Origin of the sequence: Sinomonas terricola (assembly GCF_034931225.1) — a bacterium.
Taxonomy (GTDB): Bacteria; Actinomycetota; Actinomycetes; order Actinomycetales; family Micrococcaceae; genus Sinomonas; species Sinomonas terricola.
The window spans coordinates 33,852-57,439 of the sequence record NZ_JAYGGQ010000017.1 but is presented as its reverse complement, the minus strand read 5'-3'; the positions used below and the strand labels follow the sequence as shown (position 1 = coordinate 57,439).

Sequence of the window (23,588 nt, the reverse complement as noted above, 5' to 3'; positions counted from 1 at the left end):
GCAATATCGAACCGGTTCGATTAAGAAAACGCTATTCAAGGAGGAATGCAGTGACGAAGACCAAGATCCTCGCGGCGGCTGTGCTGGCCGCGGCCCTGGCAGGCGGAGCCACCGCGTGCAGCACGAGCGGCACATCGAATGCCGGGGCGTCCGCGGGAGGCAGAGCCGCCTACACCTTCTGGGACCCCTACCCGCAGTTCGACGAGAGCGCAGCCTGGACAAAGCTGGTCGAGCAGTGCGGCCAGCAGGCTGGGGTCACGATCAAGCGGACCGGCTACGACACCACGGACCTGACCAACAAGGCCCTTCTGGCCGGCCAGCAGGGCAACTCCGCGGACCTGCTTCTGGTGGACAACCCCGTGGTCTCGACCCTCGCCCAGGCCGGCGTCCTGACCAGCACCGACGACACGAAGCTCGACACGAGCGCGATCCAGCAGAACATCCTCCAGGCCGGCGTCCTCGACGGAAAGGCCTACGGCGTCCCGATCGGCGCGAACACCCTGGCCCTGTACTACAACAAGAATGTCCTCGCCCAGGCAGGCGTGGACGTGAGCACGATCAAGGACTGGAAGTCCTTCACCGACGCCCTTGCCAAGGTGAAGGCGGCCGGCAAGAAGGGCATCACGTTCTCCGCGATCGGCACCGAGGAGGGCAGCTTCCAGTTCCTGCCCTGGTTCTGGGGGTCTGGAGCGAGCCTCAAGCAGCTCGACTCGAGCCAGGGCGTCGACGCGGTCTCGCTCTGGGCGGGCTGGATCAAGAACGGCTACGCGCCGAACTCTGTCATCAACAACACCCAGACGACGAGCTGGCAGGAGTTCGCGACCGGGGACTTCGCGTTCGGCGAGAACGGCACGTGGCAGCTCGACAACGTCAAGAAGGCCGGGATCGACTACGGCATCCTCGCCATCCCCGGCGCGAACGGCGGCTCGGCGGCGGTCCCCACCGGGGGCGAGTTCATGACGATCCCGGTGCAGAAGGACACCGCCCGCTACGCCACCTCGGTCAAGATCGCCCAGTGCCTCACGAGCACGACGAACCTCGTCACCACGGACAACACCCTCTCCTACGTCGCTCCGACCAAGGACGCGCAGGCGCAGCAGGTCTCGCAGAAGGCCGAGCTGAAGCCGTGGGTGGATGCCGTCGCAGCCGCGAAGGGCCGCACGAGCGACAACCTCGGCACGAACTACCCGAAGATCTCGCAGCAGATGTGGGGCGCCGTGCAGAACGCCCTGAGCGGCTCCCAGTCGCCGCAGGCGGCCATGCAGGCGGCACAGTCCGCCGCGGCGGCAGCGACCAAGTGACCCTTCGACTGGACGTTTCGCCATGATTCAGCCGCAGACCCTTGCCGAGCGGTCTGTCCGTGGTCGGGGAAGGACGCACGCCGTCGTCTTTCCCCGCCTCGGGGCAGCCAAGCCCAGGAGGCGCACGGGCCAATGGGCGGCCTGGGCGTTCGTCGCGCCGCTCGCGGCCTATCTGGCCGTCTTCTACGCCTACCCCCTGTACCGGAACATCGAGCTCAGCCTCAAGGACTACACGGTCCGGGCCTTCGTCCAGGGCAACGCTCCGTTCGTCGGCCTCGACAACTACGCGACCGTCTTCCAGAGCCCCACGTTCGTCCCGGCACTCGTGCACACAGCGCTGTTCACGGGCGTCTCGATCGCGTTCCAGTTCACCATTGGGCTTGCCCTGGCGCTGTTCTTCCACCAGAGCTTCCGCCTCTCGGCGACCCTGCGCGCACTGTTCCTCGTCCCCTGGCTGCTTCCGCTGATCGTCTCGGCTTCGACGTGGTCGTGGATGCTCAACAGCGACTCGGGGGTCGTCAACTCCTTCCTCTCCGCCTTCGGGATCGGCCAGATCAATTGGCTGACCTCCCCGGACTTGGCGCTGGCGTCCGTGACGATCGCGAACATCTGGATCGGGATCCCGTTCAACCTCGTGATCCTCTACAGCGGTCTGCAGAACATCCCGGCCGAGCTGTACGAAGCCGCATCCCTGGACGGGGCCGGCTCCTGGCAGAAGTTCTGGCGGATCACGCTGCCCCTGCTCAGGCCGGTGTCTGCCATCACGCTCGTCCTGGGCCTCGTCTACACGCTCAAGGTGTTCGACATCATCTGGATCATGACCCGGGGCGGCCCTGGCAGCTCGTCGTCGACCTTCGCCACGTGGGCTTACCAGCTCGGCTTCGGCTCGGTGCTGCCCGCCCTCAGCCCGGCCGCCGCCGTCGGCAATCTCCTGATCATCCTGGCCCTCGTCTTCGGGCTCATCTACGTGCGCACCCAGCGAAAGCAGGACCAGTCATGACCCGACGCCCCGTGTGGAAGAGCGCCGTCGGCGTGCTGCTGACCGCGGTGATGCTCTTCCCCGTCTACTGGATGGTCAACGTCTCACTTACCCCGACCGGCGAGATGCGCAAAAGCCCGCCCGACTGGTTCCCGCTCCACCCGACGTTCTCCGGCTACCGGGCCGTCCTGGACCAGCAGCTCCCATACCTCGGGAACAGCCTGATCGTCGGGCTGGGGACCGTGGCCCTCACGGTGGCGATCTCGGCGCCCGCGGCGTTCTCATTGGCCAAGCTGCGCCCGGCGGGGCGCGGGCTCCTGAACTTCGTCCTGCTGATCGCGCAGATGATCCCCAGCATCATCATGGCAATGGGCTTCTACGCCATCTACCTCAGCATCGGCATCCTCAACACCGTGTGGGGGCTCATCGTCGCAGACTCGACGATCGCCGTCCCCTTCGGCGTGCTGATCTTCACCGCCTTCATGTCCGGCATACCGAACGAGCTCATGCAGGCGGCACGGATCGACGGGGCCGGCCCCTGGCGGATCTTCCGCTCGGTCGTGATGCCCGTGAGCCGGAACTCGGTCGTGACCGTGTCCCTGTTCTCGTTCCTGTGGGCGTGGTCGGACTTCATCTTCTCCTCCACCCTCAACGGCGGCGGCCCGATGCAGACCATCACGCTCGGCATCTACAAGTACATCGGCAACAACAACCAGGAATGGAACGCAATCATGGCCACCGCCGTCGTCGCCTCCATCCCGGCCACTGTCCTGCTGGTGATCGCCCAGAAGTACGTCGCCGCCGGCGTGACGGCGGGAGCTGTCAAGGACTAAGCCCGTTCGCGTCGGCCGCCCAGCAGGAGCGGCCCGAGGCCAAGACCAGATACGGCCGAGAAAAGGCGAGCCCTCCTCGGCTGGCCCGGCCGCGCCCACATTCGACATCGCCGAAACACCGATCTCCGCGCAGCAATCCCACCCTCGTCGGAAGGCATATTCCATGACCAGCACTGAGACGGCTCTCGCCCGCGGGGGACCCGTCCACCCCCCGATGTCCCTGCTCCGGCCGCTCGGCACGGACGAGGTGCGCATCGCCGGGGGCTTCTGGGGACAGAAGCAGGCATTGAACGCGGAGGCGATCATCGCGCACTGCCTCCACTGGATGGAGCGCATCGGCTGGATCGCCAACTTCGACCGCGTCGTCGACGGCACCATCGGACAGGCGCGCCAAGGCGTCGAGTTCGTCGACTCCGAGGTGTACAAGCTCCTCGAGGCCCTGGCCTGGGAGCTGGGCCGCCGACCGGACCCCGAGCTCGAGCAACGGTACAACGACCTCGTCTGCAGGATCGCAGCTGCGCAGGATCCTGACGGCTACCTCCACACCGCCTTCGGACACCAGGGCCAGCGGGGTCGGTACTCCGATCTCGAATGGGGCCATGAGCTCTACTGTGCGGGGCATCTCATCCAGGCCGCCGTCGCGCGGCTCCGGACCGGTCACGACGACCTCCTGGTCGGGGTCGCCCGACGGCTCGCCGACCACGTCTGCCGCGAGTTCGGCCCCGACGGCCGGGACGCCATCTGCGGGCACCCCGAGATCGAACCAGCCCTGGCCGAATTCGCACGGGCCACCGGAGAGGACCGCTACCGCGACATGGCGCGGCTGTTCATCGAGCGCCGCGGCCGCCGCACCCTCAAGACGACACTGTTCCAAGGCCCGGAGTACTTCCAGGACGACGTCCCGGTCCGCGAAGCCGAAGTGCTCCGCGGCCATGCCGTCCGCGCCCTCTACCTCGCGGCAGGCGCCGTCGACCTCGCATCCGACACCGGCGACCGCGAGCTGCTCTCCGCGGTTGAGAGCCAATGGCAGCGCACCGTCTCCCGACGGACCCACATCACCGGAGGGATGGGGTCCCACCACCAGAACGAGGAGTTCGGCGAGGACTACGAGCTCCCGCCAGACCGCGCCTACTCCGAGACCTGCGCGGGCATCGCCTCCGTCATGCTCAGCTGGCGCCTCCTGCTGGAGACGGGGGAAGCAAAGTACGCCGACCTGATCGAGCGCACCCTGTTCAACAACATCCTCGCCTCGCCGCGCATCGACGGCAGGGCCTTCTACTACGCCAACACCCTGCACCAGCGCGCCGTCGGCGCCGAACTCGCCCAAGACGAACTCAGCGAGCGGGCCGAGGCCTCCACCCGAGCCCCCTGGTTCGAAGTCTCCTGCTGCCCGACCAACATCGCCCGGACCCTGGCGGGCATCCACTCCTACTTCGCCACAGCGGACCCCCACGGCATCCAGCTCCACCAGTTCGGCGACATCGACATCGCCACGGCCACCGGCGCCGGGCACTCCGTGCGCCTCGCCATGCGCACGGCCTACCCGGCCGAGGGCGAGATCCGGATCACTATCGAGGAGGACGCCGAATTCACCCTCAGCGTGCGCATCCCCGCATGGGCCCGCGGGCGAACCGGCGCAGACCTCGACGGCGAATCCCTGGCCGTCGAGGGCGACTACCTCAGAGTCCGCCGCGACTTCGCGCGCGGAGCCGTCCTGCGACTGCGCCTGCCCATGGACGCCCGCCTTGCGTGGCCCTCGCCGAGGATCGACGCCCTCCGCGGGACGGCCGCAGTCGAACGCGGCCCCCAGGTGCTCTGCCTCGAATCGGTCGACCTCCCCGAGGGAGTCCCCTTCGAGTACATCCGGCTCAACCCCGCTCTCCCCCTGGCTACCACCCCCGACGGCGCCCTCGCACACCTGCTCATCGAGGCCGAACCGGACAGCCAGTCGTGGCCCTATGGAGGCCAGACCCGCCCGATCCGCGCCAAGGAGATCACCGCCAGGCTCGTGCCCTACGCGACGTGGGCCAACCGGGGCCCCGGCAAGATGCGGGTCTGGATCCCCGCCGGCAGCGCCGGACAACCCGAACCTGCGCCTGCCGCGGCCTCCCACTGCGGGACGTGAGACCCCAACAGGGACAACGCCGCACTCGCGATCACCGTCCGGAACCGCCCCAGATGTGGATGCGCAGGCAGACGTGGACGCCCAGCGCGACTGCCGAAGAGTCGGCGACCGAGAGGTCCGGCACCCCGTGCTGTGCGGCGAGGTGCTGAGGGCTAGACAGAGAACGCGCACAGGACCCCAGAAGAGAAGAGATGATCGATGCGCCAATCAACGAAGCTGGCCGCTGGCATTGCCTCAGCGCTGTCCCTCGGAATACTGGGGCTGAGCGCGGTGCCCCCCGCACTCGCAGCCCCAGCATCCTCGACCCTGGTGGTGAACGCGAACCAGCCGTTCCGCGCCGTCACCCATGGAATGGCCGGGTCCCTCTACGGGCTCTCGGCCAACGGAACCCCGGCCCAGCGGTATGTCGCACCGTTGCACCAGACAACATTCGTCCAGATGGCCCCCGGCGGCAAGCAGCTGCCCAACGGCGAGCCCGCCCCGGCCGGGGACGCCCTCGTCGTCGCCCCGGAAGCCCAGGCGGTAGGGGCGAAGGTCATCGTCCGCATGCCGGACTGGTATCCGAACTTCCCCTACAAATGGGTCAGCTGGTCAGACTGGCTCAGCGCAGTCGACACGCAGATCGCCTCCGTGAAGAGCTCCGGCGCCACCAACATCGGCGGCTATGCCCTCTGGAACGAACCCGACTGGACATGGGACAGCACCAACGCCGGACCCTTCAACGACGGCTGGGTCCGGACCTACAACGAGGTGCGTGCCCACGACACCGCCACACCCATCCTCGGCCCCAGCACATCGATCTACGGCGCCTCGTTCATGCAGTCCTTCCTCTCGAACGCGAAGGCGAACAACGCCGTCCCTGACGTGATCAGCTGGCACGAACTCCAAGGCGATGCCAACATCGCCGCTGACGTCTCCGCGTACCGCTCCCTGGAAGCGAGCCTCGGAATCAGCCCGCGCCCCATCGAAATCGAAGAGTACGGCACCACGTCCGAGGTCGGCGTCCCTGGCGCCCTGGTCGGATATGTGGCCAAGTTCGAGCGGGCCGGTGTCGACAACGCCGAGCTGGCCTTCTGGAACCAGTACGGGACCCTCGGGGACACCCTCGTCTCCACCGGCGGGCTCCCGAACGCGTCATGGTGGCTCTACAAGTGGTACGGGGACATGACCGGCCAGATGGTGCAGACCACCCCACCGGCCCAGACCGGAATCGACGGCGCGGCCTCGGTCAACTCGGCCAACAACGCCGTCAGCGTCGTCTTCGGCGGCGGGAGCGGCTCTTCGGCCGTGACCGTGAACGGGCTCGGTGCCCTGGCGGCCTTCGGAACATCCGCCCACGTTGTCCTCGAGCAGGTCGCCTCCGCCGGACGCACCACCCCGACCTCGGCCCCCTACACGATCAGTGTCGGCGACTTCCCCATCACCAACGGATCAATCACAGTTCCCGTCAACGCGATGAACCCCACCAACGGCTACCACCTCGTCGTCACCCCGGCCGGAACCGCAAGCACCAGCCTGAACGGCACCTACAAGCTCCAGAACGTCAACAGCGCCCTCGACCTCGGCATCGCCAACACGTCGACGGCATCCGGAACCCAGGCCCTGCAGTGGAGCGACAACGGCACCCGCGACCATCTGTGGGACTTAGTCGCCGACGGCAACGGCGCCTACAAGATCATCAACGAGAACAGCGGACTCGTCCTCGGCACCGCCGGAAACTCCACCTCGCAGGGCGCCGCAGCCCAGCAGGTCACCGACACCGGGGACCTGACCCAGCACTGGACCGCCGTCGCCGCCACCGGCGGATCGTACAAGCTCGTCAACCAGGGCAGCGGCCTCGTCCTCGGTATCACCAACTCCAGCACCGCAGCCGGGGCCACCGCCCTCCAGTGGGGCGACAACGGAACCCAAGACCACCTCTGGAACCTCGTCGCCGCACCCCGCGTCACCACCACGCAGACCTACACCATCAGCAACGTCAACAGCGGACTCAACCTCGCCACCGCGGCAAACGGAACCGCTGCCGGCACCCTGGTCGATCAGGACGCCCCCGGAGGCGCGAGCCAGACCTGGCAGTTCATCGACGCCGGCAACGGCGAGTACAAGATCAAGAACGTCGCCAGCGGCCTCCTCCTCGGGATCCAGAACGCTAGCACCAGCCAAGGCGCCAGCGCCCTGATCTGGAGCGACAACGGCACCAGCGACCACCTCTGGCAGGTCGAACCGGGCGGCGACGGCTCCTTCCTCATCGCCAATGCCAACAGCGGCCTGGTCCTGGGCATCACCAACAAGAGCACATCTGCCGGTGCCCAGGCCCTGCAGTGGGGCGACAACGGCACACCGGACCACCGCTGGCGACTGAACCCGCAGAACTGAAAGGCAACCCGCCTTAGCCGATCCATAACCCGACCTGACTTGAGTTCGGGGCAGGAGGCCCGACAAGCGCCGGGAGGGGCCAGCACGCCATGCATGCGGCCCCTCCGTGCCTGCCGGCCCCAAGAGATACTGGGTGAGGCGTTGGGCATTTTCACTGCGGGCTGTCGTCTAGGGCACTGACGCGCCATCGGGCGGTGTGCTCCTCTCCGGGGGGAGGGTCACCAGGTCGCTTCCGCTGTTGAAGGCGTCGGGCGAGCAGGTCATGGGCTCCACGGCCAGGCCCAGCCGGTTAGGTGCGGGCGGCTGCTTGTCCCCGGTGTGGATCTGAAGCCACGGGCAGCTCCGGTCCCACACCATCGCAACCCCGGTGCCGTGCTCGCGGTCTCTCAGCGCGACACCAGCCTCACCGTCGGCATCGAAGCCGATCCCGGTGAACGCGTGGTCGATCTCCGTGGCCCCGATGGCCCGCGGCGTCCAGAAGTCGAAATCGTGCCCCTCGACGCGGCGCTGTTCCACCGGCGGGAGGCGATCAGGGGTGACCTCGAGGAACCGCTCGGCCGGGATCTCGAGCTCCAAGGCATCGAGCGGCGAAGCTCCGGCGACCAGGTACGGGTGGGGGCAGACGCCGTAGGGGGAGGCGGCGTCGCCCGTGTTCGTGGCGCGCACGGTCCACGCGAGCCCGCCCTCCCGCGGCGAGCCCCCGCCGTCGACCGTGTAGGCGGCCTCTAGCCTCAGCCCAAAGGGGCAGCCCTCGCTCGGCGCGAGCTCGAACGCAAGGGTCACCGAATGCTCATCTGGACCCGGGACGGCCTGAACGCGGCCAGGGCACGGGGCCGCACAGGAGGGCAGAAGCCCGAGCTCGGACCCCGGAAGGTGCGCCTGGCCCGCCAGATGTACGAGGGGACCGGGGGCGGACGGGAAGCGCGCCCATACCGTGGCGCAGATCGCCTCCGAGTTCGGTGTCACCCGGCCCACGATCTACCGCTACCTCTCGAAGCAGCCGGGGCCCTGAACCGACCCGCAGCAGCATCGAGACCGCACCGCAGACTGGCGACTCGGAGAGGCGAGGACGCCCGTCACACCGGCGCCCAACAGTGCAGATGCATCCGATGAATGGCCGACTAACACGCGCACGTCACGGATTCGGCTGCCCATTACGATCGGTGCGACGTTCGGTGGAGGCGGTCGCTTCCATTTCGACCTGCTCGAGAGTCTCTATGCTGCCGTGGCCGATCACGGGTACGACCTGATTCTCAGTGCCGTTACCCCGGACAGGGGTGAACAGCAGGCGCTGGAATCCCTTGCCGACTTCAGATTCGACGGACTCGTGATGCTCGGCCGGGCCTCAGGTCGTCGCAACGGAACGAGCTGACCCGAGCGAGTCGTGCCCATGGACCACAGCGAGGGAACGCGCTTCGACGAATGCCTCTGCCTCAGCCTTGGACAGATGCGGTCGATGCCTGGGCTGTGGTGCTCCGAACGAATAGCGCAGGCTCCATCAGGACGTGACTGGCCTTCTTCGAGCGGTCCTCGAGTCGTTCGGTGAGGAGCTCGGCGGCCGCGTGGCCCATGTCGATGCCAGGTCGGCCTACCGTTGTGAGGGAGATTCCTGAGGACTGGGCGAGGCTTGTGTTGTCGAATCCTGCGACGGACAGCTCGGCGGGGATCTCGACCCTCTGGTTCCGGGCCCGGCCGAGGACTCCGATTGCGGAGAGGTCGTTGGCCGCGAACACGGCAGTCGGCTTTGACTGCGCCCACATCTGGTCGAATCCGGCCTCGCCTCCCTTCTCGGTGTAGTCGCCGTGGTAGATCTCCACGTTGCGTTCGAGGCCGAGGTCCTTCATGAACTCGGTGTAGGCCTGCCGTCGTGCGACGGCGCGTGCCCCTCGGCCGCCGTCGACGTGTGCGATACGTGTGTGGCCGAGGCCGGTGAGGTGCTCCATGACGAGCCGGACGCCCATCGTGTCGTCGATGATGAGCGAGTCGGCGACTCGGGTCTTGCGGCCGACGACGACAGTGGGGATGGTGTTCGCGAGTTCCTCGATCTCGGTGACCGGGAGCTGGCAGCCGAGCAGGATGATGGCGTCGGCCTGGAGGGCGAGGAAGGACTCGATCGCAGTCCGCTCGCGGCTGGGTTGGTTGAATCCTGAGGCCAGGAGGATCTGGTCCCGGAGGGGGCCCAGGCCTTCGTCGAGGCCGTCGAGGACATCGGCGAAGATCGGGTTGTGCAGGTCAGTCAGGAGCACGCCGATCGTCCCGGTCCGCCTGCTGGCCAGACGGCGCGCGTTGAGGTTCGGCCGGTAGCCCAGCTCGGCAACCGCCGCCAAGATCTTCTCGCGGCTGCGCTCCGAGACCCTGGTGGACCCATTGAGGGCCAAGCTGACCAAGGCCCTCGAGACGCCCGCCCGTCCGGCGACATCGTCCAGCGTCACGCTCACGCAAACCTCCGAAGGTGGACCCTTGACACTCTTGTTGGAGCGCTTCAAACTATATCTCGTTAGAGCGCTTCAACAAAGGATCCGCGAGAGATCGGCTGAGGCGCTCCGCGTGGCAGAGAATCAAGGAGGCTTCCATTGCCGTATGCCGATGTGGGCGAGGTCCGACTGTGCTACGAGGCCAGCGGACCGCCGGCGGGCGAGCCCCTCGTCCTGATCCATGGGCTGGGTGCCCAGCTCGTCGCCTGGTACCCCGGATTCTGCCGGGCGCTCGAGGAGCAGGGCTTCAGGGTGATCAGGGTGGACAACCGCGACATCGGCCTCTCGTCGAAGATGGACCACGCGCCTCACTACACCCTCGAGGACATGGCCCGAGACGTGGTCGGCCTGCTCGATGCGCTCGGTCTTCCCTCGGCGCACGTGGCAGGGCAGTCGATGGGAGGGATGATCGCGCAGATCCTCGCGGCCTCGCATCCGCAGCGGGTCAGGAGCCTGTGCGTGATCTACTCGGCTCCGAGCCCCGCGTACCTGATCGAAGACGACGAAGAGGCGATGGCGGTCCTGGACCAGGGGCCGGCACCGGATCGGGAGTCCGCGATCAGGCGGTGGATCGACAGCGAGCGGATCTCCGGCCTGGACGGCTTCGACGAGGAATGGGTGGCTGAGTTCGCGGCCGCCATCTACGACAGGAGCTATTGCCCGGAGGGATTCGAGCGGCAGGCGCGCGCGCTGCGCACCTGCCGCGACCTGACCGGGATGCTGCAGGGCGTCAAGGTCCCGACCGCCGTGATCCACGGACGGAACGATCGGCTGATCAGCTTCCGCGGGGGGATCGCCTCGGCTCTGGCCATCCCGGACGCCGAGCTGCACGTCTACTCCGGGATGGGGCACCAGGTGAAGCCCGGCCTCTGGGGCGACTTCGTGCACGTCATCGCCCGCACGGCCCAGCGCGGTATCGACCAGAACGCGGCCGCCCCGACCGATCAGCCAGTCCGCGTCGGCGGCGGATGGGAGGACGGAAGCGCGCCCCGGCGGTTCACCTAGCGGCCTGCCCGCCCGGGCGCACTGCAGCACCAAGGACCCCAGGGTCTGCCGAATTCCCGAACGACAACGCCGCTGTCCCGAAGGTCGGACAGCGCCCCCATCTAGGAGAAAAACATGTCAGCATCCACGCGCAGGCCGGGATCCGGTCGCCGTCGACTCGCCATTCTGGCCGCGACGGCGTCCTTGGCCCTTGCAGCCGCCGGCTGTTCAGCAGGCTCGTCGTCCTCTTCGTCCTCGGGCGGGCTGGCCGATGGTTTCGGCAGCCGGGGCCAGAACCGGACCATGGACTTCTTCCTGTACTACGACCCGGCCACCGAGCCCACATTCGCCCAGATCTCCAAAGGAGCCGAGGACGCGGCCAAGCTCGCCAACGTGCACCTGAATGAGCAGAACGCCGGCGGCCAGGTGGCCAACTACGTGCAGCTGATTCAGACCGCGATCGCGAACAAGCCCGACGCGATGTTCGTCATGTTCCAGGACCCGTCGTGGAACGACGTCGTCTGCAAGGCCCACGACGCCGGAATCAAGGTCTATGCCTATGGCATCCCGGCCACCGGGGACACAGCGAAGTGCGTATCGGCATTCGTCGGCCAGGACTTCACCGTCGTCGGGAAGATCATCGGCGAGAAACTGCTCCAGTCCGTCAGCCTCAAGCCCGGCGACAAGGTGCTCTGCCCTGCCGAAATGCCCACTGCCTCCTATGCCGTGCAGAGAGGCGCGGGCGTCAACGAAGCACTCAAGTCCGTCGGAGTGCAGTGCATCCCGCTCGAGACCACCGGGGCCGACGAGCAGGCCCTCAACGCGATGAACACCTGGCTGGGCGCCAACCGAGACGTCAAGGCCATCGTGCCTTTGGGCGGTACGCCCAACCGCAACTCCGTGGCCGCCGAGGACGCCGTCGGGGTCAAGGCCCCGATCATCGGCTTCGACACCTCCCCACAGGTCATCGACGGCATCAAGTCCGGTCGGATCATCGCCACAGCCGACCAGCAGCCCTACATCGAGGGCTTCCAATCGGTGACACAAGCTGCACTGAACCTCGACTTCGGGCTTTCAGCCTCCGACATCAACTCCGGCGGCAATGCCCTGATCGACAAGTCCAATGTCGCAAACCTTGAGGCCAAGGAACTTCAGGGCGTCCGCTGGTAGAGACGGGGAACCCGGGGCCGGTCACCCGGCCTCGGGGGGCCTCGATCCGCTCGCGCCGACGTGAGCACGCGAAACACAGAGAGACGTGAACTGCAATGACGCCCCACGCAACACAACAGGCGCCCAGCGACCGTGAGCCGAGACTCGCCCTCCCACTGGAGGAGCAGGCCACACGTCGTCGCCTCGCCGACAACCAGCCGACCACCCGTTGGGGACGGCTCAAGGACGACATCTACTATCTTCGCGGCCGAGGTGCGCTCGAGATTACGGGCATCTACCTCGTGATCCTCGCCGCGGCCATAGTCTTCTCCATCCTCAACCCGGCCTTCCCGTTCCTGAGCCAGAGCAACCTCTCCGGTGTCCTGACCCAGAGCATCCCGGTCCTGGGGATCCTGGCCATCGGAGCCGGGGTGCTCATGGTCGCTGGCGAATTCGACCTCTCGATCGGGGCTGCCATCGGCTTCACGGCGATCGTTTTCATCCGGATGTCCAACAACGTGCCCTGGCCCCTGGCACTGGCCGCCACCATCGTGTGCGGGGTCGGCATCGCGCTCATCAACGGCCTCGTCGTGGTCATCACCCGGATACCGTCGTTCATCGCCACCCTCGGCCTGTCCTTCTTCTGGACTGGGGCGAGCATCTACGTCAATGGCGTGACCCCGGCGATCTTCCTGCCAGGGGTCAAGGACGAAACCATGAAGATGGTCTTTGCCGGCGACTTCGGGTACTTCCACTCCCAGCTGCTGTGGCTCCTGGGCATCGGCACCGTGGCCTGGGCGCTGCTGCACCGCCACCGGCTCGGGAACAAGATCTACGCGGTCGGAGGCAACCGGGCGGCGGCCGCGGCCGTCTCCATCAAGCCCAACCGGGTCAAGCTCCAGGCCTTCGCCATCCTCGGCATCACCACGAGCATCGCCGGCGTCCTCATCGCCGTGAGGACCTCGACCATGCAGCCTGCCACCACCGAGGACTACACGCTCCTGGCCGTCGCGGCTGCCGTTGTCGGCGGGTGCTCCCTCACCGGCGGACGCGGAACCATCATCGGGATGATCGTCGGCGCTGCCCTGATCCAGACCATCCAGAACGTCCTGATCCTCGGCAACGCACCCGGCTTCTACGTTCAGCTCTTCGTCGGCGTCTGCATCGTCGTCGCCGCGGTGTTCAACAAGCTCATGGAAGGCAAAGCAACATGACCACCGACAGCGAGCTGATCAGACTCGACGGCGTCACCAAGGAGTACGGCCCCAACACGGTCCTGAACGACGTTTCCTTCACCGTCGGCCGCGGCGAGGTCGTCGGCCTGCTCGGGGACAACGGAGCCGGCAAATCCACCCTGGTGAAGATCATGTCCGGCGTCGTGCCCATGACCAGCGGCCGGTACCTGTGGGAGGGCGAGGAGATCAAGCACGTCACCCGTCCGGAGACCGAGCGACGGGGCGTGGAGACGATCTTCCAGGACTCCGCACTCGTCCCCTCCATGTCCATCACCCGGAATATCTTCGCGGGCCGGGAGATCACCAACAGGCTCGGCTTCATGAAGATCCGCGAAATGGACCGCATCACCACCGAGATCCTCGACAGCGTCGTGAGCATCGAGGGCATCAAGAGCGCCAAGCAGCTGGTCTCCTCCCTCTCCGGAGGGCAGGCACAGGCCGTGGCCATCGCCCGGGCGGTCCACTTCAAGCGCTCCCTCCTGATCCTCGACGAACCCACCAGCGCCCTGGCCGTGCGCGCGACGGAGGCCCTGCTGAACTATCTCGTCCAGCTCAAGGCCGAAGGCGTCAGCTCCGTCCTGGTCACCCACAACCTCCACCACGCCTACCAGGTCTGCGACCGGCACGTTGTGATGAACCACGGCCGCAAGATCCTCGACATCAGACGGGAGGACACCAGCGTCGCAGAGCTCACGGCAGCTGTGGTCGAAGGCGTCGAGGGAGTCAGGCGATTCCGCACCGGCAGGCCCCTCGCCGAGATCGGCGACGCACCGGGCCCGCTCGCCTGAGAGTCCCGCCGGATGGCCACACAGCACCCGAACGGATCTCCCCCAAAGCGAGCCGACCAGTGGGAATCAGACGAGTCAACATCCATGACGCCCAGACGTGCGCTCCAGAGGGTAGCCTCCACCCCCGGGAGGACCCGCGTCCTGCGGGTCCTCCTGGACGGGCCACGGACGACATGCGCCATCGCAGAAATCCTGCAGATTTCCCCGGCGACCGCCTCGAACCACCTCGCCGCCCTCCACGCTCTGGGCCTCGTGAGTTCGACCGCCTCAGGGCGCAATCGAATCCACTCGGTCCAAGCCGATTTCGACACGAGCTCACTCAGCGAGGAACGCACCACGCTCGCGGTCTGCTATCGATCCTGCTGCCGCGACGGCTCCCCCTCCCAAGGTGAATGGCATAACCCCGATGTTCGCTGATCGCACCCCCGACATCCTCAGGGGCGCCTGGATGCCCGGCAGTGGACAGTCAGTTGAAATACGCCGCTGGGGAATCCCAATCCGGCGAGGGAAAGTCGAATCTGTCATGCCCGATGGCTCCGGCTTCTGGATCGCGGCAGACGGAGCAGACCCCCGACTCTTCATCCACCGCGACTACGACGACATCACCATCTGGTCCTGACCATCGCATGCCGGCCGCGACCTTCTCGGCACCTGCCAAGCAACGCCGGAATCGCCCGCAGCCCGTGTTCAGACCCACGCCCCCGCTTCATCAGCTGAACGCCCGACCGTGGGCCGAGTTCGAGGAGAACCCCAGTGACAGCTCGCGTCGGACTCGTCGGCTACGGCCCCGGCGGCCGCTACTTCCATACTCCGTTCATCCGGGCGTCGTCTGCCTGTGAACTCGTCGGCATCGTCACCCGCTCGCCAGACCGCAGGTCGGAGGCGAACAGGGACGCCCCCGAGGCTCGCGTGTTCGATACCCTCGATGATCTGATCGACTACGGCGTCGACGCCGTGGTCATCTCCACCCCGCCTGCGACGCGGCGGAACCTGGTCCTAGAAGCGATAGGGTGCGGCGTGCACGTCGTCGCAGACAAGCCCTTCGCCCCCACCGCCAAATCCGGTCAGGAACTGATCGACGCGGCCGAATCGGCCGGAGTGCTGCTCGGCGTATACCACAACCGACGATGGGACACGGACTTCGTCACCCTCCGCGGTGTCCTCGACCGCGCCGAAACCGGTCAGGTCTGGCGGTACGACGCCCGCTTCGACCTGGACGACCCCGAAAGCCTCGAGACCGGCCCCGCAGGCGGACTGCTTCGCGATCTGGGAAGCCACCTCGTCGACCAGGCCCTGCATCTGTTGGGCCCCGCCTCGCAAGTCAGCGCGCAACTCGACTGGGTCGCCCTCCCTGAAGGACCCACCGATGCAGGCTTCGCCCTCGCCATCGAGCACGAGGGTGGCGTCCATTCCCACCTGTCAGCCAGTAAGCTCAACCGCCTCGTCTCGAAGGAGCTGCGGGTCCTGGGGAGTCTCGGAAGCTATGAGTCCAGCTACGCCGACGTCCAGACGCAGGCCATCCTCGCGGGCACCCGCCCTGCAGACGATCGAGCCCGCTGGGGCTATGAGAGCCCCGAGCGATGGGGAACCCTCCGCACCGCGGCAGGCTCGAAGAGGGTGCCATCTTTGCAGGGCGATTACACCGACTACTACGACAAGCTCGGAGCGGCCATCGAATGCGGCTCACCCCTTCCAGTTCCGGCCCGCCAGGCCGTCGAGACGCTCCGGGTACTAGACGCGGCGCGCACCAGCGCCGCGGAACGACGCACCGTGCGCCTGTGCTAACGCTCGGCCAGTGAAGTGAGCGCGGCCGTGCATTCCCCCGGACCGGGGGAGACGCCCATGCGTCACTACTCGACGAGTCTGCCGAATCCGAGGCAGGCTTGTTTGTGTCTGCGGCCTGTCTTTGGATTCGAGCCGCCGGAGGTGCGTGAGCGTTGTCCGGGAGACGTCGACGGGGTCGGATCGGCGTCTAGTATGTCAACAGGATCCAGAAGGCCTCCGGTCGCGGCCGGTGATGGGAAACGCATTCGAGATGACGCGCTGATGCTCCACGATCGGGATCGGGCCCCTGGCCGTCGTGTGACTTTGGAGGACGTTGCCAGACGGGCCGGTGTGTCGCGTGCGATGGCGTCCTTGGTGATCAGGGAAGAGCCGGGCCCCACATCCATGACCCGTTCGAGGGTGCTGGCCGCGGCGCGTGCGCTCGGCTATCGGCCGGACCGTCGGGCAAGGTCCTTGGCCAGCCCGACGTCTCGTCTGATCGGGGTGACGTTCGGTGGAGGCGGTCGCTTCCATTTCGACCTGCTCGAGGGTCTCTATGCTGCGGCGGCCGACCATGGATACGACCTGATCCTCAGTGCCGTCACCCCCGAGAGGGGTGAACAGCAGGCATTGGAATCCCTTGCCGACTTCAGATTCGATGGACTCGTGATGCTCGGTCCGCCCGTGGCGGAGCCGGGGATGGCGGGGAGCATTCCCGTCGCCGTGATGGGGTGGAGCGTCAAGGACGACTCCGTCGATGTCGTCCGGACGTCCGACGAGCACGGCATGTCCTTGGCGGTAGATCATCTGGTTCAGCTTGGCCACCGGAGGATCGCCCATCTGGACGGTGGCAGCGGTCTGGTCGCTGTGGCGCGACGGGAGGCCTATGTCGAGGCCATGGGAGAGCACGGGCTCGGAGACGATGTCCTCATCGTCTCCGGGGGGGAGGACTCCTTGGCCGGGCTCCGAGCGGCAGGCAAGCTGCTTGCCTCGGCCCACCTGCCCACGGCGGTGGTCGCCTTCAATGACGATACGGCTGCGGCGGCGGTGAGCCTCTTCGCTCAGGAAGGGATCGATGTTCCCGGCAGGATTTCGGTGATCGGATGGGACGACAGCCATCTGGCGCAGAATCCGGACTTCGACCTAACCAGCGTGGCCCAGCGTCCCCACGAGATGGCCCGGGCCGCGATCGAGCGCATCGTCGCGCGATGCGACGGGGTCGAGATCGAAGAACGCGAAGTCGTCCTTGAGCCGACGCTCGTGATCCGATCCAGCACGGCCCAGCCATTCGTGGCCATCCCCTAGCGGCACGCCGTTGCGCTCTCAAGTTCGACTCGAGTTGACCCCGATGGCCGACGATGCTGCCTTGGGCGGCGCCAAAGTGCCTCGCGCCGTCGGCGGCCGTGAGCTGTCCTCGCTCCGCTGCAGCGGCGGCGAAGGCGCCTGGCTCGCGCCGGGATGCAGTGCGCGAGGCTGGGCGTAGGACGCGATGGTCCAGCCCGCGCCGAATCGGGCCCCCTCCGATCGGTTGGGGATGGGAGAGGGCGACGCCCTCAAGTCGAAGCGCTAGAGCACTACTCTGCCTTTCGGTCCGGACGCTGCGGTGCCAGTCTCGGGGCGTCGAGGCCGGGGTCGCTTGCGCCGTCACTCTTGCGGGGGACCCTTGCAAGAGTGACAGCGCAAGCGAGGTGACGGGCAACCGGCGGGCGGCGCCGAAAATAGCCGCTAGGCCCCGGCCAGCACTCCGACGGACTTCGCTGCGTCGAGCAGGACCTTCGCGGCGACCTCGAGGCCTTCGATCCGGCCGAGGGAGGTGTCCTCGTGCTCGATGTTGACCATCATGTCCGGGTCCACCTCGTACAGGGCGCGGAGGAATTCGGCCCAGTAGGCGGTGTCGTGCCCTCGGCCGAGGGCCACGAAGTCCCAGGCGGAGTCTTTGGGCCATTCGTTGGCCCACTCGTCGCCTCCGAGGTTCGTGCGCGGCTCGTCCGGGGAGAGCCGGCGGAAGCGGTTGTCGAGGACGCCGTAGAGCCTGGCGTTCTCGGTGTTGACGCGGACGTCCTTCGCGGCGGCGTGGAACACGAGCGGGCCGAGCTCGCGGACGACGGCGACGGGGTCCATCTGCTGCCAGAATAGGTGCGAGGCGTCCAGCTCGACACCCACGTGCGTGGCGCCGGTGAGCTCGACGAGCTTGTAGACGTCGGCGGTGTTGAATACGAGGTTCTGCGGGTGCAACTCGAGCGCGATCTTGACCCCGTGGTCGGCGGCCAGGCGGTCGGTCTCGCGCCAGAATTTCGCGGCGATGTCCCACTGGTAGTCCAGCACGTCCAGGGCAGCGGAGTTCCAGGCGTTGACGATCCAGTTGGTCACGCTCGCCCCGGGCTCGCCCCCGGGCAGGCCGGACATGGTCACGACCCGGTTCTGGCCGAGGCGCTCCGCGAGGCGGATGGAGCGGCGGACGTCCTCGGCGTGCTTGCCGCCGATCTCGGGCTTGGGGTGCAGCGGGTTGCCGTTGCAGTTCAGGCCCGCGATCGAGACCCCGGTCCCCTCGAAGAGGCCGAGGTAATCGTCCCGGGCCGCGTCGGAGACGAGGATGTCCTCGAAGGTCGGAACGTGCACGGCCGGGAGGAACCCGCCGGTGTTGATCTCGATCCCGCTCAGGCCCAGCCCCGCGATGACCTTGAGCGCCTCCGGAAGCGGGCGGTCGTGCAGGATCGCGTTGTAGACCCCGAGCTTCACAGCGCCACCCGCTTCCCGTTATTCTGCGCGGACTCGGCCACCGCGTCGAGGACCTCCATGTTGCGCACGCCCTCGTCGAACGTCGCGCACCGCGGGAGCGACTCGGACTCCGGCAGGCCGGCGACCTCTTCGAGGAACGCCCGGGCCTGATAACCGAACGCGTCGTTCTGGCCGAAGCCGACGCTCGGCGCATCCATCGCGAGGCCGCCGGCGATGTACGGGTGGTCGGGGCCGAGGATCACTTGGCGGTAGCCGTTCTCCGAGGCCGGACCGTCGGAGAGGAACAGGCCGATCTCCGACGGGCGGCGCTGGTCGAAGAGCGCAGCGCCCTTCTCGCAGAACACCTCGAACATGAGCGAGTTGGCGTGGCCGGCCGCAACCCGGGAGACGGAAAGCGACCCGATGCACTGGGCGAACTCGGCGGAGAAGGAGGCAACGTCGTCGTTCTCGACGGGTTCGAACGTGTCGCTTACGGCCGTGTGGTCGTGGCCCATGACGGCCCCGAGCGGGAGCGGGCGCTTCGTGATGGCGGTGGAGAGCTGGCCGCCGGAGACCGCCTGGATTTCCCCGCAGAGGAACTCGCCCACGTAGGCGAGGTGGCTTCCGACGTCGGCCAGTGCGCCCGAGCCCAGGGCGCCCTTGTAGCGCCAGCTCATGGGGGCGTCGGGGCTGCAGCCGTAGTCCGTCCAGTACCTTCCGGAGAAGTGCAGGGGCCGCCCCAAGGTGCCGTTCTGGATGAGCTCGCGGATCGCGGCGATGCCGGGCGTTCGGCGGAAGGTGAAGCCGATGCGGCCCAGTGTGCCGCGGGCCTCGGCGGAGCGCGCGGCATCTGCCATGGCCCGGGCGTCCTTGAGCGAGTCGGAGAGGGGCTTCTCGCACAGCACGTGCTTGCCCGCGGCGAGGAGGCCCTCGACGACCTCGCGGTGCAGGGAGTTCGCGATCACGACGCTGACGACGTCGATGTCGTCCGCCTCCGCGATGGCCTGCCACGAGGCGTCGTGGCGCTCGTAGCCGAAGCGGCGGGCCGCGGCCTGGCCGAACTCGGCGTTGACGTCGCCGATCGAGACGAGGCGGATCTCCGGAAGCGTGGGGCGGTACAGGGTGCTCGCGGCGCGGTAGGCAGCGGCGTGGGCCTTGCCGGCCATGCCGGCGCCGATGACGGCGACGCCGAGGGACTCGGGCATGATCTCTCCTTTGAGGCGGGAAGGGGTGGAAGTCTTGTGCGGAAGCTCTTGGAGCGCTCCAGCAATGAGAGTACGAATACAGGTTTGTCCTGTCAATATCCAGAAGATGACGGGGGCGTCTCGCCCCGACGAGTGTCATGATGATCGCGTGTGCGCCCATCCGACATCTGCATCCGCCCGCACCCGGCCGACGATCTACGACGTCGCGTCCCGGGCTGGCGTCTCCAAGTCGCTCGTCTCGCTCGTGCTGCGGGACGAGCCGCACGTGAGCGATGCGCGCCGTCAGGCGGTGCTCGAGGCGATCGAGGAGCTCGGCTACCGTCCGAGCCGGGCAGCAAGCGCCCTCGCGAGCCAGCAGACCCGGTCTGTCGGCGTGCTGATCGACGACTTCCGCAACCCGTGGTTCGTCGAGCTCCTCGCGGGCCTGCGCTCCGTTCTCGACCCTGCCGGGTATACAGTCAGCGTCGCCGACCTCCAGCTCGAGGCAGCATCGGGCCGCAACCCGGTGGACGGCTTCCTCGCCCAGCACGTCGATACGCTCGTCCTCGCCGCCGAGCCCAGGGCCGAGCTCCTCCGCAACATCCCGGTGCCCGTGGTCGTGGCGGGCGTCCGCGAGCTGGGCCCGGCGGTGCTCCCCAGGGCGGACGTGGTGGCGGGCGACGACGAACGAGGGGGCGAGCTCGCCACGCGGCACCTGCTCGACCTGGGCCACCGCCGTATAGGGCATGTGACCGGCCGAGGCGGTCCCGCAGCCCACCGCCGGAAAGGCTACGAGAGAGCGATGACGGCAGCTGGCCTGCGACCCTTGGTCGTCGGTGCGGGCAAAGGGACCTCGGAACAGGATGGCCGCTCGGGCGCGCTCGAACTCCTGGACCGCGTTCCGCCGGTCACGGCGATTGTTGCCGCGAATGATGTCATGGCCGTCGGCGCCCTCGCCGCGCTTCGCGAAAGGGGGCTGAAGGCGCCGGCGGATGTCGCCGTCGTCGGCTATGACAACTCCCCGCTCGCCGCCTACGGCTACCTCGCGCTGACGAGCGTCGATCCGCACAGCCGGGAGATCGGCGCAGAGGCCGCCCGCACGCTGCTCGCCCGCCTTGAAAACCCGGACGCACCGAGGCGCTACGCCCTCATCGAGCCCGCCCTCGCGACCCGCCCGAGCACGGGACCGTCCCGGAACGGGCAAATCCACGAGCCCTGACACGGCCCGCAAATCGCTCGCGGCAGGACCCTCATCCGTGGTCCCCACCTGGCCTTGGAAGCGGCGCTCCGACCAGCCATCCACCTCTTGAGATTGAATCATCAGAGCGCTCCAAATTGTCTGGACAAAGTATTGACATCCAGCCACCCCCTGAGTCATCGTGTGAATGGCATCACACCGATGGCCAAGATGTGGACCGCTCCATATCGGTGCGGTCGGCTCTGAGAAAAGGAAATTGCTGATGACGATGAAGTCAATTGCCCGTGTGGTGTGGAACCGCCGGGTGCTGGCCGTGGCCGGGGTCCTGGCCGTGCTGGCGACAAGCGCGTGCTCCCAGTCCGGGAACTCCTCGAGCTCGACCAGCGGCGCAGCCGCCGGCGGGAACGGCAAGGCCAAGATCTTCGTCATCGGCGGCAAGTCCGATGACCCGTTCTGGTCCAAGGTCAAGCGCGGCGTCGACGATGCGGCCAAGGTGGTCCAGGCCCAGGGTGGCTCGGTGACGTTCCTGGGCCCGCAGAACTACGACAATCTGGGCCCCGATGCTGCCAAGCTGATCGACTCGACGCTGAGCCAGGGCGCGACGGCGGTCATCGCACCTGACTGGGTGCCCGATGCAGAGGACGCGGCCCTGAAGCACGTGACCGACCAGAAGGTCCCGCTCTTCATCTACAACGCAGGGGGCCTGCCTGCTGCTGACAAGGTCGGGGCGGTCAACTACGTGGGCAGCGAGGAGTACACTGCGGGCAAGGCCGGGGGTACGTACCTCGGGCAGCACAGCGCGAAGCACTCCCTGTGCGTGAACACCCTGCCCGGCTCGACGAACACCGAGGACCGGTGCCGCGGCATCGGCGATGGCATCAAGGCCAATGGCGGGACGTCGACCGAGCTGCCGCTGCCCTCGTCCCAGTTTGGCAACCAGACTGCCGTCGCCCAGGCGATCAAGGCGGCGCTCCTGAAGGACTCGAGCATCGACTCGGTCGTCACGATCAGCACCTCCGACGCCGGCAGCGCGGTCAGCGCCGTGCAGCAGGCGAACCTCACGGGCAAGGTCAAGCCCGCGACCTTCGACATGGACACCGCAACGCTGAACAACATCAAGAACGGCACCACGCTTTTCGCGATCGACCAGCAGCCCTACATGCAGGGCTACCTCTCGGTATCCATGGCCAACTCCTACGTCGCCTACGGGATCAACCTCCCACAGCGCCCGATCCTGACCGGCCCCGCGATCATCGACTCCCAGAACGTCGACCAGGCCCTCGCCGGCGAGCAGGCCGGCGTCCGCTAACAACGACGAGCCGGGTCCCGGAATGCCCCGGGGCCCGGTTCCAGACCCCCCGGACGCGTCACAGCCGTCGCGTCCTCAGTACTTAAGGTGGTAGTCCAACCATGGCAGTGAATACGACCCACGGCCCATCCGGGGTCTCCGCGAACCGCAAGGCGCGGACCGCGCCGTCAACGACATCGCTCGGCTCGCTCCTGCGCCGGCCCGAGACCGGCGCGCTGATAGGGACCGTGGCAGTCTTCGTCTTCTTCGCCATCTTCGGCGGAGGACAGTTCCTCTCCAGCGGCGGTGCAGCCAGCTGGCTCAACGTAGCCGCCGAGCTCGGCATAGTCGCCATCCCTGTCGGCCTGCTGATGATCGCCGGCGAGCTCGACCTCTCGGTCGGCTCGGTGATCGCCGCGAGCTCGATGACCACGGCGATCATCTCCGGCTACTGGGGCCTGCCCACCGCGGTCGGCATCGTCGCCGCCCTCGTCGTCGGAGGCCTCGTTGGGTTTGTCAACGGGCTCGTCGTCACCCGCACCAACGTGCCCTCGTTCGTCGTGACCCTCGCGACCAACTTCGGTCTCGCCGGCATCACGCTGGGCTTCTCCCGCGTGATCACCGGGACCACGAGCGTCTCGCTCGCCCCGGAAGCGTGGGCCAAGAGCATCTTCGGCACCCTCATCGGCGGCCAGTTCGAGGTCGCCATCTTCTGGTGGATCGCCGTCATCCTGGGCGTGGGATGGTTCCTGCACTTCGCCCCCCGGGGCAACTGGATCCTCGCCGTCGGCGGGGACACGATCAGCGCTCGCTCTACTGGCATCCCGGTGGAGAAGGTCAAGATCGGCCTCTACATGAGCTCCGCCCTTGGGGCCTCCCTCGTGGGCGTGATCCAGACCGTCCTCTACAACGGCGCCCAGGTCGCGAACGGCCAGGCCTTCGTCTTCAACTCGATCATCGCCGTCGTCGTCGGCGGGGTTCTGCTCACCGGAGGCTATGGCTCCGTCGTCGGCGTCCTCCTGGGCACCCTCACCTTCGCCATCGTCAGCCAGGGCATCTACTACACCGGCTGGAACTCCGACTGGGCCGCGCTGATCCTGGGCATCCTGCTCCTCGTCGCTGTCCTGATGAACAACACCTTCCGGAAGATGGCGCTGTCCTCCGGAACCCCGAAGAAGAAGGCCTGACCACC

Annotated in this window: 20 protein-coding genes; 16 read left to right on the top strand and 4 right to left on the bottom strand. The window is 67.4% G+C overall.

Going from position 1 to position 23,588, the window contains the following annotated elements; translation table 11 throughout:
- Window positions 1-50: 50 nt before the first annotated feature.
- From SPF06_RS18795 to SPF06_RS18775, 5 genes are all read left to right on the top strand, one after another.
- Entirely contained in the window at window positions 51-1,301 is a 1,251-nt protein-coding gene (locus SPF06_RS18795) for a sugar ABC transporter substrate-binding protein (RefSeq protein WP_323280676.1), read from the top strand.
- A gap of 22 nt (window positions 1,302-1,323) precedes the next feature.
- A complete protein-coding gene (locus SPF06_RS18790) occupies window positions 1,324-2,301 on the top strand; it encodes a carbohydrate ABC transporter permease (protein WP_323280674.1) in 978 nt (325 codons plus the stop codon).
- Window positions 2,298-3,113: a carbohydrate ABC transporter permease gene (locus SPF06_RS18785; protein ID WP_323280673.1), complete on the top strand. Its 816-nt coding sequence runs from the start codon at window positions 2,298-2,300 to the stop codon at window positions 3,111-3,113. The genes SPF06_RS18790 and SPF06_RS18785 overlap by 4 nt, the downstream gene beginning before the upstream one ends.
- 163 nt (window positions 3,114-3,276) lie before the next feature.
- Window positions 3,277-5,238, top strand: a complete 1,962-nt coding sequence (locus SPF06_RS18780; protein ID WP_323280671.1) for a glycoside hydrolase family 127 protein — start codon at window positions 3,277-3,279, stop codon at window positions 5,236-5,238.
- A gap of 198 nt (window positions 5,239-5,436) precedes the next feature.
- The gene (locus SPF06_RS18775; RefSeq protein ID WP_323280670.1) at window positions 5,437-7,614 is read left to right on the top strand and encodes an RICIN domain-containing protein; all 2,178 of its coding nucleotides are present in this window, start codon (window positions 5,437-5,439) and stop codon (window positions 7,612-7,614) included.
- Between the two features lie 168 nt (window positions 7,615-7,782).
- Here the strand turns inward: SPF06_RS18775 and SPF06_RS18770 are convergent, their stop codons facing one another.
- Window positions 7,783-8,397: an aldose epimerase family protein gene (locus SPF06_RS18770; protein ID WP_323280669.1), complete on the bottom strand. Its 615-nt coding sequence runs from the start codon at window positions 8,395-8,397 to the stop codon at window positions 7,783-7,785.
- Between the two features lie 151 nt (window positions 8,398-8,548).
- Here SPF06_RS18770 and SPF06_RS18765 point away from each other — a divergent pair, with 151 nt between their 5' ends.
- Complete coding sequence (locus tag SPF06_RS18765; protein WP_323280724.1) at window positions 8,549-8,626, top strand: helix-turn-helix domain-containing protein; 78 nt, start codon at window positions 8,549-8,551, stop codon at window positions 8,624-8,626.
- A gap of 421 nt (window positions 8,627-9,047) precedes the next feature.
- On the opposite strand, the gene SPF06_RS18760 is transcribed toward SPF06_RS18765, so the two are convergent.
- Window positions 9,048-10,052 carry a LacI family DNA-binding transcriptional regulator gene (locus SPF06_RS18760; RefSeq protein WP_323280668.1) on the bottom strand — a complete coding sequence of 335 codons (1,005 nt, stop codon included), beginning with the start codon at window positions 10,050-10,052 and terminating at the stop codon, window positions 9,048-9,050.
- Window positions 10,053-10,187: 135 nt separating this feature from the next.
- Here SPF06_RS18760 and SPF06_RS18755 point away from each other — a divergent pair, with 135 nt between their 5' ends.
- From SPF06_RS18755 to SPF06_RS18730, 7 genes are all read left to right on the top strand, one after another.
- On the top strand, window positions 10,188-11,093 hold the full coding sequence (locus SPF06_RS18755) for an alpha/beta fold hydrolase (protein WP_323280667.1): 906 nt from the start codon (window positions 10,188-10,190) through the stop codon (window positions 11,091-11,093).
- Window positions 11,094-11,207: 114 nt separating this feature from the next.
- Window positions 11,208-12,242: a substrate-binding domain-containing protein gene (locus tag SPF06_RS18750; protein ID WP_323280666.1), complete on the top strand. Its 1,035-nt coding sequence runs from the start codon at window positions 11,208-11,210 to the stop codon at window positions 12,240-12,242.
- Between the two features lie 95 nt (window positions 12,243-12,337).
- Window positions 12,338-13,435: an ABC transporter permease gene (locus SPF06_RS18745; protein ID WP_323280665.1), complete on the top strand. Its 1,098-nt coding sequence runs from the start codon at window positions 12,338-12,340 to the stop codon at window positions 13,433-13,435.
- Complete coding sequence (locus SPF06_RS18740; RefSeq protein WP_323280664.1) at window positions 13,432-14,244, top strand: ATP-binding cassette domain-containing protein; 813 nt, start codon at window positions 13,432-13,434, stop codon at window positions 14,242-14,244. The genes SPF06_RS18745 and SPF06_RS18740 overlap by 4 nt, the downstream gene beginning before the upstream one ends.
- Window positions 14,245-14,256: 12 nt before the next feature.
- Window positions 14,257-14,661, top strand: coding sequence for an ArsR/SmtB family transcription factor (locus SPF06_RS22175; RefSeq protein WP_428985800.1), 405 nt, complete (start codon window positions 14,257-14,259; stop codon window positions 14,659-14,661).
- Window positions 14,662-14,997: 336 nt separating this feature from the next.
- Window positions 14,998-16,029 (top strand): Gfo/Idh/MocA family oxidoreductase, encoded by a 1,032-nt coding sequence (locus tag SPF06_RS18735; RefSeq protein WP_323280663.1) that lies wholly within the window; start codon window positions 14,998-15,000, stop codon window positions 16,027-16,029.
- Window positions 16,030-16,086: 57 nt separating this feature from the next.
- The gene (locus SPF06_RS18730) at window positions 16,087-17,313 is read left to right on the top strand and encodes a LacI family DNA-binding transcriptional regulator (RefSeq protein ID WP_323280662.1); all 1,227 of its coding nucleotides are present in this window, start codon (window positions 16,087-16,089) and stop codon (window positions 17,311-17,313) included.
- 420 nt (window positions 17,314-17,733) lie between these two features.
- Here SPF06_RS18730 and SPF06_RS18725 read toward each other — a convergent pair whose 3' ends face one another.
- Window positions 17,734-18,747: a sugar phosphate isomerase/epimerase family protein gene (locus tag SPF06_RS18725; RefSeq protein WP_323280661.1), complete on the bottom strand. Its 1,014-nt coding sequence runs from the start codon at window positions 18,745-18,747 to the stop codon at window positions 17,734-17,736.
- The gene (locus tag SPF06_RS18720; RefSeq protein ID WP_323280660.1) at window positions 18,744-19,931 is read right to left on the bottom strand and encodes a Gfo/Idh/MocA family protein; all 1,188 of its coding nucleotides are present in this window, start codon (window positions 19,929-19,931) and stop codon (window positions 18,744-18,746) included. Before SPF06_RS18720 ends, SPF06_RS18725 begins: the two co-directional genes overlap by 4 nt.
- 148 nt (window positions 19,932-20,079) lie before the next feature.
- Between SPF06_RS18720 and SPF06_RS18715 the strand changes: the two genes are divergently transcribed.
- The 3 genes from SPF06_RS18715 (at window position 20,080) to SPF06_RS18705 (ending at window position 23,583) form a co-directional block, all read left to right on the top strand.
- Complete coding sequence (locus tag SPF06_RS18715) at window positions 20,080-21,129, top strand: LacI family DNA-binding transcriptional regulator (RefSeq protein WP_323280659.1); 1,050 nt, start codon at window positions 20,080-20,082, stop codon at window positions 21,127-21,129.
- Between the two features lie 241 nt (window positions 21,130-21,370).
- Window positions 21,371-22,417: a sugar ABC transporter substrate-binding protein gene (locus SPF06_RS18710; protein ID WP_323280658.1), complete on the top strand. Its 1,047-nt coding sequence runs from the start codon at window positions 21,371-21,373 to the stop codon at window positions 22,415-22,417.
- 101 nt (window positions 22,418-22,518) lie between these two features.
- Window positions 22,519-23,583, top strand: a complete 1,065-nt coding sequence (locus SPF06_RS18705; protein ID WP_323280657.1) for an ABC transporter permease — start codon at window positions 22,519-22,521, stop codon at window positions 23,581-23,583.
- Window positions 23,584-23,588: the final 5 nt, after the last annotated feature.